Below are 15,208 nucleotides of genomic sequence, written 5' to 3'. Positions count from 1 at the left end.
ATAATAATGCGGATTTAATTGCGGAAATGATATTACTGAGGAAAACATCCTGCCGCAGAATACTCAGCGGCAGGATGGATTATTTATAAAGCTTCAGGACGGCCTGCTGGTGCAGATGCTTTCTGTTTTAAGCAAGATGTACCTGCTGCGCGGCCACTACCATTAACCGGTTTACGTTGATAAGGCACTGAGTCGCCTTTCGGTTGGGCTGGAGGTAACGGCATTTCAGCTGGTCGAGTCATTTCTGCATACGCGAAACGAACTCGCTCAATCAAACCGAATGCTTTCGGTTTATGAGTAGTGATGAGTTCTGCTGCAACAGCTGAGACTACAGGTACTACGGCTGCTTCGACTGACGGCTCTGCAGAAATAATTACAGATGAGGTGATTGATGCTGGTTGTATTGCATTTTCAATCGTCTCTTCTGCAACAACAGAATCGGTGCTAACAGCGTCAGCCAATTCGGTTACTGCTTCTTCCTGAGCTAGCGCGTCTACAGGCAATTGAGCTGTCGCAGCTTCTGTATTGTCTGTCGTCTCGGCTGGTGCAGTGGGTTTTAATTCAATGTTTTCACTTTCAACCGTAACGGGCTGTTGAACGGTTTCAGTAGCAATTGGTTCAATTACCGATATTGGCGTGCTTTCCTGAGTAACAGGGCCTGCTTCGGTGACGATAGCTTCACCGGCTTGTTGTGATTTGTCTTCGACACTGCGGTCTGCATTGGTGCGACGACGGCGAGTGCGGGGCTGATTTTCTCCTGCGACATCATTTTCTGATTTCACAACGGTACTTGTTACTGCCACACCTTCGTTTGGAACCGAACCATCACTAATCCGCACTTTTTTACGCATATTGCGGCGTTCGCGACGTTCTTCAACTCGCTGTTCTTTACGAGCAATGTCTTGCTGTTCGTCAGCGATCACGGTTGAAGCGTCGTTGCGCGGTTTCCGCTCTTTAGGCGCTCTTTCTGACTGCTTGGTTTGCAATTCTCTTTCAGAATTATTCTCACGAGCAGGTCGTTCTGGGCGTTCTGTTTTGGTTCTACGAGGTTGACGAGCTGGAGCCGTCTGATTTTTTTCCTCTGTAGCATTAGCGTTGGCCCCTTCGTCTTCTCGATTACGTGAAGAATAGGTGGTATTGCGTTTGCGGTTGTTGCTGCGATTATCCCGGCGGCGAGTTTGTTGACGCTCTTTAGCCTGTGGTTGTGGTTCTTCCGCTGGTGCTTCCGAAGAACCTTTAAATAAGGAGCCGATAAACTTGAATAAGCGCGACAACATGCCGTCTGTGGCGGCTTTGTCTACCGCTGGCGTTGCTACAGGTGTTGGAGCAGGGGTACTTGGTGCTACGAAACCTTGCAGTGCAGGCTGTTCCGATGGCGCACTGATCAGTTGTGGTTTAGGTTGATACTCTTCAACTGGCGCATCAGTTTTTAATTCATAGCTGAGAGCATCAGTTTCTTCGCCAGAACGGAAACGAGACACTTCAAAATGAGGGGTTTCCAGACGGCTGTTAGGAATAATTAACAACTGAACCTGATGACGCTGCTCCAGTTTCAGTACTGCCTGACGTTTTTCATTCAGCAAATAAGCAGCCACATCAACAGGCACCTGTGCAATCACCTGTTCAGTGTTATCTTTCAGCGCTTCTTCTTCAATTAGACGGAGAATGCTCAGGGCTAACGATTCATTGTCACGAATGAAGCCTTGGCCACTACAACGAGGGCATACATGAGTACTGGATTCGTTCAGCGAAGGACGCAACCGTTGGCGGGATAATTCCAGCAAACCGAAACGAGAGATACGACCTAATTGGATTCTAGCTCGATCTTGGCGAACTGCATCACGTAAACGATTTTCTACTTCGCGTTGGTGACGCACTGGTGTCATATCGATAAAGTCGATAACAATCAGACCACCCAAGTCACGCAGACGTAATTGACGAGCGATTTCATCAGCGGCTTCAAGGTTGGTTTGCAGTGCGGTTTCTTCTATATCACCGCCTTTGGTTGCGCGGGAAGAGTTAATGTCTATCGACGTTAACGCTTCTGTCGGATCTATGACGATGGAACCACCTGAAGGCAGGCGAACCTCACGTTGAAAAGCTGATTCAATCTGACTTTCGATCTGGAAGTGAGTGAACAGCGGGATTTCACTTTTATACAGTTTGACGCGGTTGATGAAATCTGGGCGTACCAGTTCGATGTGCTGTTTGGCACGCTCAAAAATAGTTTCGCTATCAATCAGAATTTCGCCGATATCACGACGTAAATAATCGCGGATCGCACGAACGATAACATTACTTTCCTGATGGATCAGGAATGGCGCAGGACGGTTACTGGAAGCAGTTTTAATAGCGTTCCAGTGTTTGAGCAGAATATTGAGGTCCCACTCTAACTCTTCCTGTGATTTGCCAACCCCTGCAGTACGGACAATCAGCCCCATGCCGGTCGGGACTTCCAAACCATTCATGGCTTCTTTCAGTTCAGTCCGTTCATCACCTTCGATCCGACGCGAAATACCGCCAGCGCGTGGATTATTTGGCATCAGTACCAGATAACTACCAGCTAGACTAATAAATGTAGTTAATGCTGCGCCTTTATTGCCTCGTTCTTCTTTATCGATCTGAACAATAACTTCCAGACCTTCCTTGATGACTTCCTTAATGTTAGGACGACCATGGAAGGTGTAATTGTCAGGGAAATATTCACGAGCAATTTCTTTAAGCGGCAGGAAGCCATGGCGTTCAGCACCATAATCAACGAAGGCTGCTTCCAAACTTGGCTCAATACGTGTGATTTTGCCTTTGTAAATGTTCGCTTTTTTCTGTTCGTGCCCTGGACTTTCAATATCCAGGTCATAAATACGCTGTCCATCAACGAGGGCAACGCGCAACTCTTCTTCTTGAGTCGCGTTAATTAACATTCTTTTCATTCAAATCTCTGTTTTTGTAAATTGTTTTAATTGTTTACTTCACCATTGCGTGAAACAGACACTACCGGCCTCGGGTCTTGATGGCATGTGATTGGCAACCTCTCGGTTGGAACATGCGTGAGGCGCACTTTATAGGTAGGCGCATTCATGTTTCCTCCCTTGCGACAAGGGGGCGGGTGAAGAATCGATGATTTTCCAGACGCAGGTAACGAATAAATTTGCGCTTTATATAGAAAATCGCTCCATTATTCCATTTTACATTGAATCAGTGCAAGGCATGGTGTAATGAGTTTGCGACAATCATCAATGGCTGAGTTAGAATTGCTACATGAATAATACAAATCAAGGCGTACAGTTCATCACAATTGATGCTGAGCAAGATGGACAACGCATAGATAACTTTTTGAAAACTCAGCTAAAAGGGGTTCCTAAGAGCCTCATTTACCGTATTTTGCGCAAAGGAGAGGTGCGAGTTAATAAAAAACGCATTAAACCTGAGTATAAACTATGTGTTGGCGATGAGATCCGTGTTCCGCCAGTGCGTGTGGCAGAAGAAAATGCATTACCTTCCTCAAAATTAAGTTCAGTTCAAGCATTGGCTGATCGTATTGTCTATGAAGACGATGCCATTATTGTTTTAAATAAACCATCGGGCTTAGCCGTACACGGCGGTAGCGGGCTTAGTTTTGGTGTCATTGAAGGTTTGCGGGCACTAAGACCAGAAAGTCGTTTTCTGGAATTGGTGCACCGGTTGGATCGTGATACCTCTGGCTTATTGTTAGTTGCTAAAAAGCGCAGTGCGTTGAAGCATTTGCATGAACAGTTACGCGTTAAAACAATGCGTAAACAATATTTGGCTTTGGTGCGGGGTCAATGGCAACCACATGTAAAAACAGTGAGTGCGCCATTACTTAAAAATATCCTGCAATCGGGTGAGCGCATTGTGCGAGTAAATAGTGAAGGCAAACCTTCAGAAACTCGCTTTCAGATCATGCAGAAATTTGCGCATGCGACTTTGGTGATGGCCAGTCCGATTACCGGACGAACACATCAAATACGTGTACATACCTTACATGCCGGTCATCCTATTGCTTGTGATGATAAATACGGTGAACGTGAATTTGATGAACAGGTAAAACAGGCAGGTTTACAACGTTTATTTTTGCATGCTTATCGTTTGACCTTTATTCATCCTGTTACTGGGAAGGAAATGTCTGTTGAGGCACCGCTGGATAAAGAGTTGCAATCAGTGTTGGATAAATTGGAAAAATAATATGAAAGAGTATCAACTCATCATTTTTGACTGGGATGGTACGCTGATGGATTCGGTCGGGCGGATCGTTTCTTCTATGCAAAAAGCGGCACTAGCCAGTAATTTAGCTGTGCCGTCAAAAAACTCGGTCAAAGACATTATCGGGCTTAGCTTACAGGTGTCGATGCAACGTCTGTTTCCTGGTACATCGGAAGAAGAACATAAGACGCTAATTCAACATTATAGCCATTACTATAAACATCTTGATGATACGCCCACTCCGTTGTTTCCTGATATTGAACGCATGGTTCAACAATTATATGCAAACGGCAAATTGCTTGCTGTTGCAACAGGGAAGTCACGAAATGGTTTGGAGCGTGTATTGGCTGAAACTGATATGGCTGCCCTGTTTTGTGCCCGTCGCGGTGCAGATGAAGCAAAATCAAAACCTGATCCACTCATGTTGCAACAGATTCTGCATGAGTTAAGCATACCGGTGCATTCAGCTGTAATGGTGGGCGATTCGGTGCATGATTTGGCGATGGCTCAAGCTATTGGAATGGACAGTATTGGGGTAAGTTGGGGGGTACATAATAAAACTATGCTAGAAAGTCACCAGCCTATTGCCATAGTTGATTCTGTTGCTGAATTGTACCAACAGCTATCCAGTACCCTGTTTAATTAATGACATAGAATGGCCCGAGGTTCGCTGCTCGGGCTGATCTTAGCTTACAGTGGTAATTCCAATCCCCAAGCAGCCAACATATCAACTAAAGCTATCAGCGGTAAACCGATTAATGTATTTGGATCACGCCCTTCTAATTGCTGAAACAGGCTGATGCCGAGTCCCTCAGATTTAAAACTGCCGGCGCAATCAAACGGCGTTTCTGCTTTTATATAGCATTCAATTTGGGGCAATGACAAAACGCGAAAATGAACATGAAAGGGTTCGGCCAACAGTTGAAAGCGATCTTGTGCTGCATCATACAAACATAATCCTGTATAAAAACTGATCTTCTGTCCTGAAGCAGCCTGTAATTGCGCAATAGCCGCTGATGCCGAACCCGGTTTACCCACTATATTCCCATTAATAGTACAGACCTGATCACTGCCTATAATCCAACTCAGGGGGTTATTTTTTGCGACAGCTTGTGCTTTTTCCAGTGCCAACCGCTGAACAAGCTGATGTGCTTTTTCATTATATTGCGGTGTCTCATCGATATGTGGTGCCACACAACGGAAGGGAATCGCAAGTTTCTCTAATAATGCCCGACGATAAACAGAAGTAGAGGCCAGTACTAAATCAGGAGTTGTCATATATCTATCAGATATCCAAGAAAATAGAGTTAACATACTATGCTACTTATCAGAAATTACCGCACCTAATCTTCAGCTAATAGACAGCGTCTGATTCGTTTTTCCTTTGACTATCGGGTGTTGTATCTATATCATGCCCGCCTTATGCAAAAGGTGAAACTACCCATAAAGATCGATCCAGTCCGTTGCACGGCGAAACGCCTTGATTATCAAGGAATCGTTGAAGCCAAGTGCATGCCTCGACTGGCTGATTCCTCTAACGGAATTGTCAGTGATATTGAAGCTACACTGAGTTTCTTCACTGATGCGCAAGGTTTAATTGTTCTGCAGGGAACTGCAGAGGTAACATTGAATCTTGAGTGTCAACGTTGCTCTGGTGTTTTTGAATATCTCTGCAAGGCCGACTTCACGTATACTCCTCATTTGAGGAATACCATAGAGGATGAAATCCCGGAGTCTTATGAGCTTCTTGAGCTTGATGAAAACGGCGAATTTGATCTTCACGAGCTGATTGAGGATGAGTTAATTCTCAGTTTGCCGATCGTGGCTATGCACCCAGAGGACGAATGTCCAATGGCGGGCGCACAAATGACGTGGGGTGAGATCGACCCCGCTGATGAACGTCCGAATCCGTTTGCTGTTCTAACTAGTTTGAAACGCAAGTAAAGTTAATTAGGAGTAAGGTCAATGGCCGTACAACAGAACCGTAAAACCCGTTCACGCCGTGGCATGCGTCGTTCACACGATGCATTGACTGCTGCACAATTGAGCGTTGATGCAACCAGCGGTGAAACTCATCGTCGTCACCATGTGACTGCTGATGGTTACTACCGTGGTAAAAAGGTAATCTAAGTTCTGTAACGCGGATCTACCTTTTGTCTATTCTAACGGTCGCGTTAGATGCTATGGGGGGGGATTTCGGTCCCACCGAAACAGTGCCTGCCGCTGCGCAGGCACTGTCGCTTTTGCCAAATCTGAAAATTCTTCTAGTTGGTGAGCAGGAACAGCTACTTCCACTGCTAGAACAGTACTCGCTTTCTGAACATCCTCGTCTGCAATTAATTCATGCTTCGCAATCAGTACTGATGAGCGATCGTCCTGTCATTGCTTTAAGAACTAAAACTGATTCATCAATGCGAGTGATGTTGGAGTTAGTGTGTTCAGAACAAGCTCAGGCCTGCGTGAGTAGTGGAAATACAGGTGCATTGATGGTCATGGCAATGCGTGTATTAACCATGCTGCCTCATTTAAAACGACCTGCTTTATGTTCTTCCCTACCTAATTTGCATGGTCAACATACAGTCATGCTTGATTTAGGTTGTAATGTAAATTGCTCACCTGAAATGTTATTTCAGTTTGCATGTATGGGCGATTTGGTTTCCAAACATGTTCATGCTATTTCGTCTCCCAGAATTGCATTGCTCAATGTAGGGGCGGAAGTAATTAAAGGTAGTAAATTGGTTCAGGAAACAGCTAAATTACTAGCATCTGACACTCAATTTAACTACATTGGATTTCTTGAGGGAGACCAGCTAATTTCCGGTCTTGCTGATGTCATCGTGTGTGATGGATTTGCTGGAAACATTGCACTTAAGACAGCGGAAGGGATTGCCCGGTTTTTTTACCATCAAATGAGGGGTTTTAATGAGACCCTGATGACGAATAAAAAAACAAATTCAGCTGCAGAAATGCAAACCTCTTTGTCAGTGATGCATCCTGACCATTATAATGGCGCCAGTCTTTTGGGGCTAAATGGAATCGTAATAAAAAGTCATGGGCGCGCCAAACGGCGGGCTTTATCTAATGCCATTCTGCATGCAGTGGCTGAGATCGAACAGAAATTGCCCCGCCGGATCTCAGAGCGCTTTACTGCAGAACACACATACGAGCGCTAATTCACTTTATGTTCAGTAAAATTCTTGGTACGGGTAGCTATGTACCCGCAAAGGTTCGTACGAACGCAGATCTTGAGCGTATGGTCGAAACCAGTGATGAATGGATCGTGGAAAGAACCGGTATCCGGGAACGTCGTATCGCGGATGAAAATGAAACGGTAGCCTCGTTATCTTTTCAGGCAGCACAATTGGCTCTGTCTGCGGCAGGTATTTCGGCTGCTGAGCTGGATATGATTATCGTTGCCACTACCAGTGCTGAAAATGCTTTTCCTGCAGCAGCCTGTGAATTACAAGCCATGCTTGATCGTCCAGGTATTCCAGCCTTTGATTTAGCAGCAGCTTGTGCTGGATTTACCTATGCACTCAGTGTGGCTGATCAATTTATTCGGGCTGGTAATGCCAAACACATACTGGTTGTTGGTGCTGACACGTTATCCCGAGCCTGTGAACCAAATGATCGAGGTACGATCATTTTATTTGGCGATGGTGCAGGCGCTGTTGTATTAGGTGCGACTGAACAGCAGGGTATTATTTCCACGCATTTGTTTGCTGATGGCCGTTATGGTGATTTATTAAAATTACCACAGGTTCAACGCGGCGCTGATGATGCAGACAGTGCTTATATGTATATGAAGGGTAATGATGTCTTTAAAGTGGCAGTTACCCGGTTGAGCGAATTGGTTACTCAGACTCTTGAGGCCAATAACGTTGATAAATCGGAACTGGATTGGTTGGTGCCTCACCAGGCCAACTGGCGCATCATTAGTGCTACAGCTAAAAAGCTGGGTATGTCGATGGATCAGGTGATCTTGACATTGGATCGTCATGGCAACACTTCGGCAGCATCCGTGCCAATTGCATTAGATGAAGGTGTTCGTGATGGCCGGATAAAACGTGGTCAATTATTGTTGCTGGAAGCCTTCGGTGGTGGTTTCACCTGGGGTTCGGCTCTGATTCGTTATTGATAATAAAGGAAATAAAAATGAGTAAGTTTGCAATTGCCTTTCCGGGACAAGGTTCTCAGAGTGTTGGCATGCTGGCTGAATTGGCGGAAACCCATTCCATTATTAAAGACACCTTCGCAGAAGCCAGTGCGGTATTAGGTTATGACTTGTTTGAACTGGTCATGCAAGGGCCTGCAGAAGAGCTGAATAAAACGTGGAAAACACAACCTGCATTATTAACCAGCTCTGTTGCATTATGGCGTTTATGGCAAGCTCAGGGTGGTGCGATGCCAGCAGTTATGGCGGGTCACAGTTTAGGTGAGTACTCTGCGCTGGTATGTGCTGGCGCATTGAATTTCGCGGATGCCGTTAAATTGGTGGAACTGCGTGGTCAGGCTATGCAACGCGCTGTCCCTGAAGGGGTTGGGGCGATGGCTGCGATCATTGGCTTGGATAATGATTCAATTGCAGCTAACTGTGAAAAAGCAGCGCAGGATCAAGTTGTTTCTCCGGTGAATTTTAACTCTCCTGGTCAAGTGGTTATTGCTGGTCATAAAGAGGCTGTTGAGCGCGCCAATGTATTGATGAAAGAGTCTGGCGCCAAGCGTGCATTACCATTACCAGTTAGTGTGCCGTCTCACTGTGCGTTGATGAAACCTGCAGCGGAAGAATTGGCGATTGCATTGGATAAACTGGAAGTAAAAGCGCCGACTATCCCTGTTATCAATAATGCAGACGTGGCAACCGTAACCGATCCTGCTGCAATCAAAGATGCATTGATTCGTCAGTTATACAGCCCAGTTCGTTGGACGGAAACAGTGGAACGCATGGCGAACGAAGATGTAACTTTCGAAATCGAGATGGGACCTGGCAAAGTTCTGACCGGTTTGGTCAAACGTATTGATAAGCGTGTTGATGGTTGTGCAATCAATGATGTCGCTGGTTTGCAAGACGCGTTGAGCAAAGTTCAGTAAGAGGAATTACAATGAGTTTCCAAGGTAAAGTAGTACTGGTTACTGGCGCTAGCCGCGGTATCGGTAAAGCAATTGCTCAGACATTTGTTGCACGTGGTGCGACCGTGGTGGGCACTGCTACCAGCGAGTCAGGCGCTGCAGCGATCGGTGAATATCTGGGCGCAGCCGGCACAGGATTAGTATTAAATGTTACTGAGCAATCATCAATTGATGCCTTATTTGATGCAATCAAAGCAAAATATGGCGAAGTTGATATTCTGGTGAATAACGCGGGTATCACGCGTGACAACTTGCTGATGCGTATGAAAGATGATGAATGGGACGATATCATTCAGACCAACCTGTCATCAATCTATCGTCTATCGAAGGCAGTATTACGTACCATGATGAAAAAACGTTACGGACGTATCATCAGTATCGGTTCTGTTGTTGGTACTATGGGAAATGCGGGACAAACCAACTATGCAGCAGCAAAAGCCGGTTTGTTAGGGTTCACTAAATCATTAGCTCGTGAAGTTGGCTCACGAGGTATCACTGTGAATGCAGTTGCTCCTGGTTTTATCGAAACCGATATGACGCATGTTCTGAATGATGAACAGCGCAATGCTATTCTGAGCCAGGTTCCAGCAGGACGTTTAGGTTCAGCTCAGGAAATTGCTTCTGCAGTGGCATTTTTAGCCTCTGATGAGGCTGCTTATATCACCGGTGAAACATTACATGTGAACGGTGGTATGTACATGGTTTAGGGTTCTTTTGGGGCTGTTTATGGTGGAAAATAGAGGAATATCTCTAAAATCCTGAATGGACAGCCTCGAAGAGTCTTGCAAACTATGAACAATTGAATACACTACGACAACACACGCATTTGCGTATTTCTAAAGGAAAAATCAGGTCATGAGTACTATCGAAGAACGCGTAAAAAAAATTATCATCGAACAACTGGGTGTTAAAGAAGAAGACGTTAAATCAGCAGCATCTTTTGTTGACGATTTAGGCGCTGACTCTCTGGATACCGTTGAGCTGGTAATGGCGCTGGAAGAAGAGTTCGATACTGAGATCCCTGATGAAGAAGCAGAAAAGATCACTACTGTTCAAGCTGCTATCGATTACATCCTTTCTCATCAGGAATAATCGCCTGACAGCAGGAGCGTGGTTCTAACGCTCCTGTTTCTTGTTTTAACATCCGTTTTTTCCTCCCGGAGGCTTTCCTGTGTCAAAGCGCAGAGTAGTGGTGACCGGCCTGGGGATGTTGTCTCCCGTAGGTAACACTGCTGAAGAATCTTGGCAGACCTTGTTAAAAGGCCAAAGTGGTATCACCTCCATCGATCATTTCGATACGACTGACTTCCCAACCAAATTTGCAGGTCTGGTGAAGAATTTTGATCCCGAAGAACACGGCATCAGCAAAAAAGACGCCCGTAAAATGGATTTATTCATTCAATACGGTGTGGCTGCTGGTATTCAGGCTTTCAATGACTCAGGTCTTGAAATCACTGAAGCTAATGCTCATCGTGTTGGTGTCACTATCGGTTCTGGTATCGGCGGTCTGGGTTTGATTGAATCAAATCACACCAGCCTGCTGAATGGTGGTCCACGTAAACTGAGTCCATTTTTTGTCCCTTCTACCATTATCAATATGGCGGCAGGACATCTGTCTATCATGAAAGGATTGCGTGGTCCTAACATTGCTGTCACCACTGCATGTACCTCGGGTACACATGCTATTGGCTTTGCCGCTCGCATGATTGCTTATGGTGATGCTGATGCCATGGTAGCAGGTGGTACTGAAAAAGCGTCGACCCCAATGGGGATGGGCGGCTTTGCGGCGGCAAAAGCGTTGTCTGCTCGTAATGATGAACCACAAAAAGCTAGTCGTCCTTGGGACAAAGACCGTGATGGTTTTGTGCTGGGGGATGGTGCCGGTGTGGTGGTTCTCGAAGAGTACGAACACGCAAAAGCGCGTGGTGCCAAGATTTATGCAGAACTGATCGGTTTTGGTATGAGTGGTGACGCTCACCATATGACTGCTCCGCCTGATGATGGCAGCGGTGCTGCGCTGGCGATGCAGAATGCGATTCGTGATGCAGGTATTGCTCCGGAAGCTATTGGCTATATCAATGCTCACGGTACGTCTACCCCATTGGGGGATAAAGCGGAACTGCGTGCAGTGAAAAGCACATTTGGTGCACATGCCAACAAGGTAATGGTAAGTTCAACCAAATCAATGACTGGCCATCTGTTGGGTGCAGCCGGTGCAATTGAAGCCATCATTACTATTCTGGCTCTGCGTGATCAAGTCGCTCCACCAACGATTAATCTGGATAATCCGGATGAAGAGTGCGATTTAGATCTGGTTCCTCATGTAGCTAAACCAGGTAATTTTGTGTGTGCTTTATCAAATTCGTTTGGTTTCGGTGGCACTAACGGTTCACTGATTTTTAAACGCGTTTAACACTCGATATTGTTTTAAAGGGCCTGATACACTGTTATCAGGCCTTTTTATTTGTGGAATCTTATGATTCTGGTTAATGGTTCTACTAGCTCCACGATATCGGTTCAGGATAGGGGGCTAACGTTAGGTGACGGTCACTTCACCACCTTATTGTTGAAACAGCAGCGACCCCAGTTATGGCATTTACATATTCAACGCATACAACAGGCTTGTGCCCGGTTGAAGTTATTACCACCTGATTTTGATACATTATATGAACAATGCTGCCAACTCGCTGCGTCAGTTGATACCGAGTATGCTTGCGGCAAAATAATAATGACTCGTGGTGTTGGCGGGCGAGGTTATAGCCCTCAAGGATGTCATTCCCCCAGTATTATTGTCTCAGCGCATCCTTATCCGATTCATTATCTTGAATGGCAACGGCAGGGCATCATTTTGGATGTGGCTGAACAACGGGTGGGTTGGCAACCAATTCTGGCTGGTTTGAAAACGTTAAACCGCCTAGAGCAAATTTTATTGAAAGATGAATTGGATCATAAAGGGCTGGCGGAAGCTGTGGTTCTCGATTGGCAAGGAAATGTCGTTGAAGCTGTTACGGCAAATTTATTCTGGCGTAAAGAAGAGAAGGTATATACACCTGACTTGCAACAAACGGGGGTGTGTGGTGTGATGCGCGCCTTTGTGATGCAGCAACTGATGGATTGGCAATATCCAGCTGAACTCGTATCTGTAGGGCTGGATTCTTTGCTGAATGCCGATGAGATATGGATAACGAATGCGTTGATGGGTGTTGTACCGGTGATAGGAATAAAAGAGGTCAAATATGAAGATCATCGCTTTGCTAAGCGCCTGCAAAGCGCGCTGGCTACGCTGGCCTAAAATCGTTCGTCTGGGTACTGCGGTAATTGCCGTAATAGCGCTAGTGGTCACTTTATGGGGAACATGGTCCTGGCAGCAGCTTGACTCAGTGCAATTGAAAGGTGATTCACGTTTATTTACGGTAGCTAAAGGCGCTAAAGCTAAAGCTGTCCTCATGGATCTGGCGGCAGAACCTGTTTCGCCATTCTGGTCGGTCGTTTGGTTGAAACTGCATCCGGAATTTAGCCAGATTAAAGCGGGAACATATAAGATTGAAAAAGGATGGTTGGTCAAACAGGCCATGTTGGTTTTCGCGAGCGGTAAGGAAGCTGTGTTTTCTGTGACCTTAGTGGAAGGCCAACGTATAGATGATTGGTTGATTACACTGAGCAAAGCGCCCTATTTGACACAACCGCTTACTGTTCATGATCTCGGTCGATTGCGCCATGAATTAGGGATTCAACAAGAAAATATTGATGGCTGGTTTTTGCCTGAAACGTATTCTTATACCGTGGGTACAACGTGCCAGGATATTCTGCGTCGTGCGCATCATGACATGCTGAAATATTTGGCACAAAGCTGGGCAAACAGAGATAAATCTGTTCCTTATGCTTCTGATTATGCTGCATTGATCATGGCTTCTATTATCGAAAAGGAAACAGGAAAAGAGGATGAACGTCCAAGAATTGCTTCTGTTTTTATTAATCGCTTAAATAGAAAAATGAAACTACAAACTGATCCAACCGTAATATATGGCATCAAAGATCGGTATGACGGTAGTATTCATCGCCGCGATCTGGAGGATGTTAATCCATATAATACCTATATCATCGATGGTTTACCGCCGACACCGATAGCGATGCCAAGTAAAGCAGCAATTCAAGCAGCATTACATCCGGATAAGACTAATTATCTTTATTTTGTTGCCAAGGGAGGCGGGGCGCACCAATTCTCCACGTCATTGGCTGAACACAATCAGGCGGTAAAACGCTATGTGCTGGAGCAGTAAATGAGCGGCAAGTTTATTGTAATAGAAGGGTTGGAAGGTGCGGGCAAAAGTACCGCGGTCAATTATGTTCTATCGTGGTTGCGTGAGCATGGCATTAGCCAGCTTGAAACAACCCGAGAGCCAGGGGGGACTCCGCTGGCTGAAAAAATGCGTAGTATTGTCAAAGAAGTACATGAAGAGCCATTGACCATTCAAGCCGAGTTATTATTGATGTATGCCGCTCGTGTACAATTGGTGGAAAATCGAATTAAACCTGCATTGGAACGGGGCTGCTGGGTTGTTGGCGATCGACATGATCTGTCATCTCAAGCCTATCAAGGCGGTGGTCGTGGCATTGATCCTCAATTAATCACCCAAATCAAGCAGGCTGTTTTAGGTGATTTTGCTCCTGATCTGACGCTATATCTGGATATTGATCCGGCGGTTGGTCTGTATCGCGCTCGGCAGAGAGGAGAGTTAGACCGGATTGAACAAGAGGCGTTGGCCTTTTTCCAACGCACTCGAGCTCGATATCTTGAGTTGGCCAGACAAGATGCCAAAATACAGATTATCGATGCCAGTCAGACTCCAGAACAAGTACAAGCAGCCATTAATGCAGCACTGGAGCAGGCATTATGTATCCGTGGCTAATGCCATATTGGTTGCGTTTTCAACAGGTGTTTGCCAATAAACGCCTGCCGCATGCTTTTTTACTGGTTGGTCCGGATGGTATTGGCAAATCCGCATTAGCAATGCAGTGGGCATCGCTGTTTTTATGTGAGCACCCTCAGGACAATAGCCCGTGTGGTCAATGTCACGCCTGTCAGTTGAGTCGCCAGCAGGTGCATCCGGATTGGCATGTTTATGGTGCGGATGATGCCAAATCGATCAGTGTAGATACCATCCGTCAACTTTCGGCGCAACTCATGAATAGTGCCCAGCTTGGTCGGGGCAAAGTGGCAGTCATTCTTCACGCTGAACGTATGACTGAAGCCGCAGAAAATGCATTATTAAAAACGTTGGAAGAACCGCCGGGTAATAGTTTGCTCATATTACAGAGTGAGTCGGCGATGAAACTGTTACCGACCATTGTGAGTCGTTGTCAGGTGTGGACGGTGCAGGCTGACGAACAACAAGCATTGACCTGGCTGCAACAACAACTTCCGGGCCGAGCGTTTTCTTCGGCTGTATTACACCTTAATCAGGGGGCGCCATTGCGAACATTGGCGTATCTGAATGAAGGGGGAGAACAGCAGCGGCAAATGGTTATTCAGGCTCTGGATGTTTATCGCCAACAACCATGGACGATATCGGGTTTGACCAAATGTTGGGTGGCAGCGATGCCAGCAACATTTGAATGGCTGAGTCGATTATTACTGGACGCATTGAAACTTCAACAAGGCGTTGTAATGCAACAGTTAGCATCCGCCGACCATCCCGAGTTGTTATCTTATTTGGCACAACGATCATCAGAATGTTTATTAGACAGCATGCAGCAATTATTGCAACTTAAGCAATCATTGGCGGAGATGCCCTCTGGCGTGCCTTCAATCCTATTTGCCGACTGGCTCACTCAACTGTTTTCCAAGGAATAAATA

At 45.8% G+C, this 15,208-nt stretch carries 16 protein-coding genes; 14 read left to right on the top strand and 2 right to left on the bottom strand.

Annotation, left to right across the window (positions count from 1 at the left end):
• Positions 1-83 precede the first annotated feature (83 nt).
• The gene (rne, locus tag H027_RS0103155; protein WP_024871085.1) at positions 84-2,930 is read right to left on the bottom strand and encodes a ribonuclease E; all 2,847 of its coding nucleotides are present in this window, start codon (positions 2,928-2,930) and stop codon (positions 84-86) included.
• Positions 2,931-3,258: 328 nt separating this feature from the next.
• Here rne and rluC point away from each other — a divergent pair, with 328 nt between their 5' ends.
• Positions 3,259-4,203 carry a 23S rRNA pseudouridine(955/2504/2580) synthase RluC gene (gene rluC, locus H027_RS0103150; RefSeq protein ID WP_024871084.1) on the top strand — a complete coding sequence of 315 codons (945 nt, stop codon included), beginning with the start codon at positions 3,259-3,261 and terminating at the stop codon, positions 4,201-4,203.
• Position 4,204: 1 nt separating this feature from the next.
• The gene (locus H027_RS0103145) at positions 4,205-4,867 is read left to right on the top strand and encodes an HAD family hydrolase (RefSeq protein WP_024871083.1); all 663 of its coding nucleotides are present in this window, start codon (positions 4,205-4,207) and stop codon (positions 4,865-4,867) included.
• A gap of 44 nt (positions 4,868-4,911) precedes the next feature.
• On the opposite strand, the gene H027_RS0103140 is transcribed toward H027_RS0103145, so the two are convergent.
• Positions 4,912-5,499, bottom strand: a complete 588-nt coding sequence (locus H027_RS0103140; RefSeq protein ID WP_024871082.1) for a Maf family protein — start codon at positions 5,497-5,499, stop codon at positions 4,912-4,914.
• Between the two features lie 144 nt (positions 5,500-5,643).
• Between H027_RS0103140 and yceD the strand changes: the two genes are divergently transcribed.
• From yceD to holB, 12 genes are all read left to right on the top strand, one after another.
• A complete protein-coding gene (yceD, locus tag H027_RS0103135; RefSeq protein ID WP_024871081.1) occupies positions 5,644-6,165 on the top strand; it encodes a 23S rRNA accumulation protein YceD in 522 nt (173 codons plus the stop codon).
• A 21-nt stretch (positions 6,166-6,186) separates the two neighbouring features.
• The gene (gene rpmF, locus H027_RS0103130) at positions 6,187-6,351 is read left to right on the top strand and encodes a 50S ribosomal protein L32 (RefSeq protein ID WP_024871080.1); all 165 of its coding nucleotides are present in this window, start codon (positions 6,187-6,189) and stop codon (positions 6,349-6,351) included.
• Between the two features lie 23 nt (positions 6,352-6,374).
• Positions 6,375-7,394 carry a phosphate acyltransferase PlsX gene (gene plsX / locus H027_RS0103125; RefSeq protein WP_024871079.1) on the top strand — a complete coding sequence of 340 codons (1,020 nt, stop codon included), beginning with the start codon at positions 6,375-6,377 and terminating at the stop codon, positions 7,392-7,394.
• 8 nt (positions 7,395-7,402) lie between these two features.
• Entirely contained in the window at positions 7,403-8,359 is a 957-nt protein-coding gene (locus H027_RS0103120) for a beta-ketoacyl-ACP synthase III (RefSeq protein ID WP_024871078.1), read from the top strand.
• A 17-nt stretch (positions 8,360-8,376) separates the two neighbouring features.
• A complete protein-coding gene (gene fabD, locus H027_RS0103115) occupies positions 8,377-9,312 on the top strand; it encodes an ACP S-malonyltransferase (RefSeq protein ID WP_024871077.1) in 936 nt (311 codons plus the stop codon).
• Between the two features lie 11 nt (positions 9,313-9,323).
• Complete coding sequence (gene fabG, locus H027_RS0103110) at positions 9,324-10,058, top strand: 3-oxoacyl-ACP reductase FabG (RefSeq protein WP_024871076.1); 735 nt, start codon at positions 9,324-9,326, stop codon at positions 10,056-10,058.
• A 148-nt stretch (positions 10,059-10,206) separates the two neighbouring features.
• Entirely contained in the window at positions 10,207-10,443 is a 237-nt protein-coding gene (gene acpP, locus H027_RS0103105) for an acyl carrier protein (protein WP_024871075.1), read from the top strand.
• Positions 10,444-10,522: 79 nt separating this feature from the next.
• Positions 10,523-11,764: a beta-ketoacyl-ACP synthase II gene (gene fabF, locus H027_RS0103100; protein ID WP_024871074.1), complete on the top strand. Its 1,242-nt coding sequence runs from the start codon at positions 10,523-10,525 to the stop codon at positions 11,762-11,764.
• A gap of 63 nt (positions 11,765-11,827) precedes the next feature.
• Positions 11,828-12,643: an aminodeoxychorismate lyase gene (gene pabC, locus H027_RS0103095; protein ID WP_038149146.1), complete on the top strand. Its 816-nt coding sequence runs from the start codon at positions 11,828-11,830 to the stop codon at positions 12,641-12,643.
• Positions 12,588-13,631, top strand: coding sequence for an endolytic transglycosylase MltG (gene mltG / locus H027_RS0103090; RefSeq protein ID WP_024871072.1), 1,044 nt, complete (start codon positions 12,588-12,590; stop codon positions 13,629-13,631). The genes pabC and mltG overlap by 56 nt, the downstream gene beginning before the upstream one ends.
• Positions 13,632-14,261, top strand: coding sequence for a dTMP kinase (tmk, locus tag H027_RS0103085; protein WP_024871071.1), 630 nt, complete (start codon positions 13,632-13,634; stop codon positions 14,259-14,261).
• Positions 14,246-15,205 (top strand): DNA polymerase III subunit delta', encoded by a 960-nt coding sequence (gene holB, locus H027_RS0103080; RefSeq protein ID WP_024871070.1) that lies wholly within the window; start codon positions 14,246-14,248, stop codon positions 15,203-15,205. The genes tmk and holB overlap by 16 nt, the downstream gene beginning before the upstream one ends.
• Positions 15,206-15,208 lie beyond the last annotated feature (3 nt).

This window comes from Tolumonas lignilytica, assembly GCF_000527035.1.
Classification (GTDB): Bacteria; Pseudomonadota; Gammaproteobacteria; order Enterobacterales; family Aeromonadaceae; genus Tolumonas; species Tolumonas lignilytica.
Note: the sequence above shows the minus strand (reverse complement) of the source record. Positions and strands in the feature narration are given on the sequence as shown.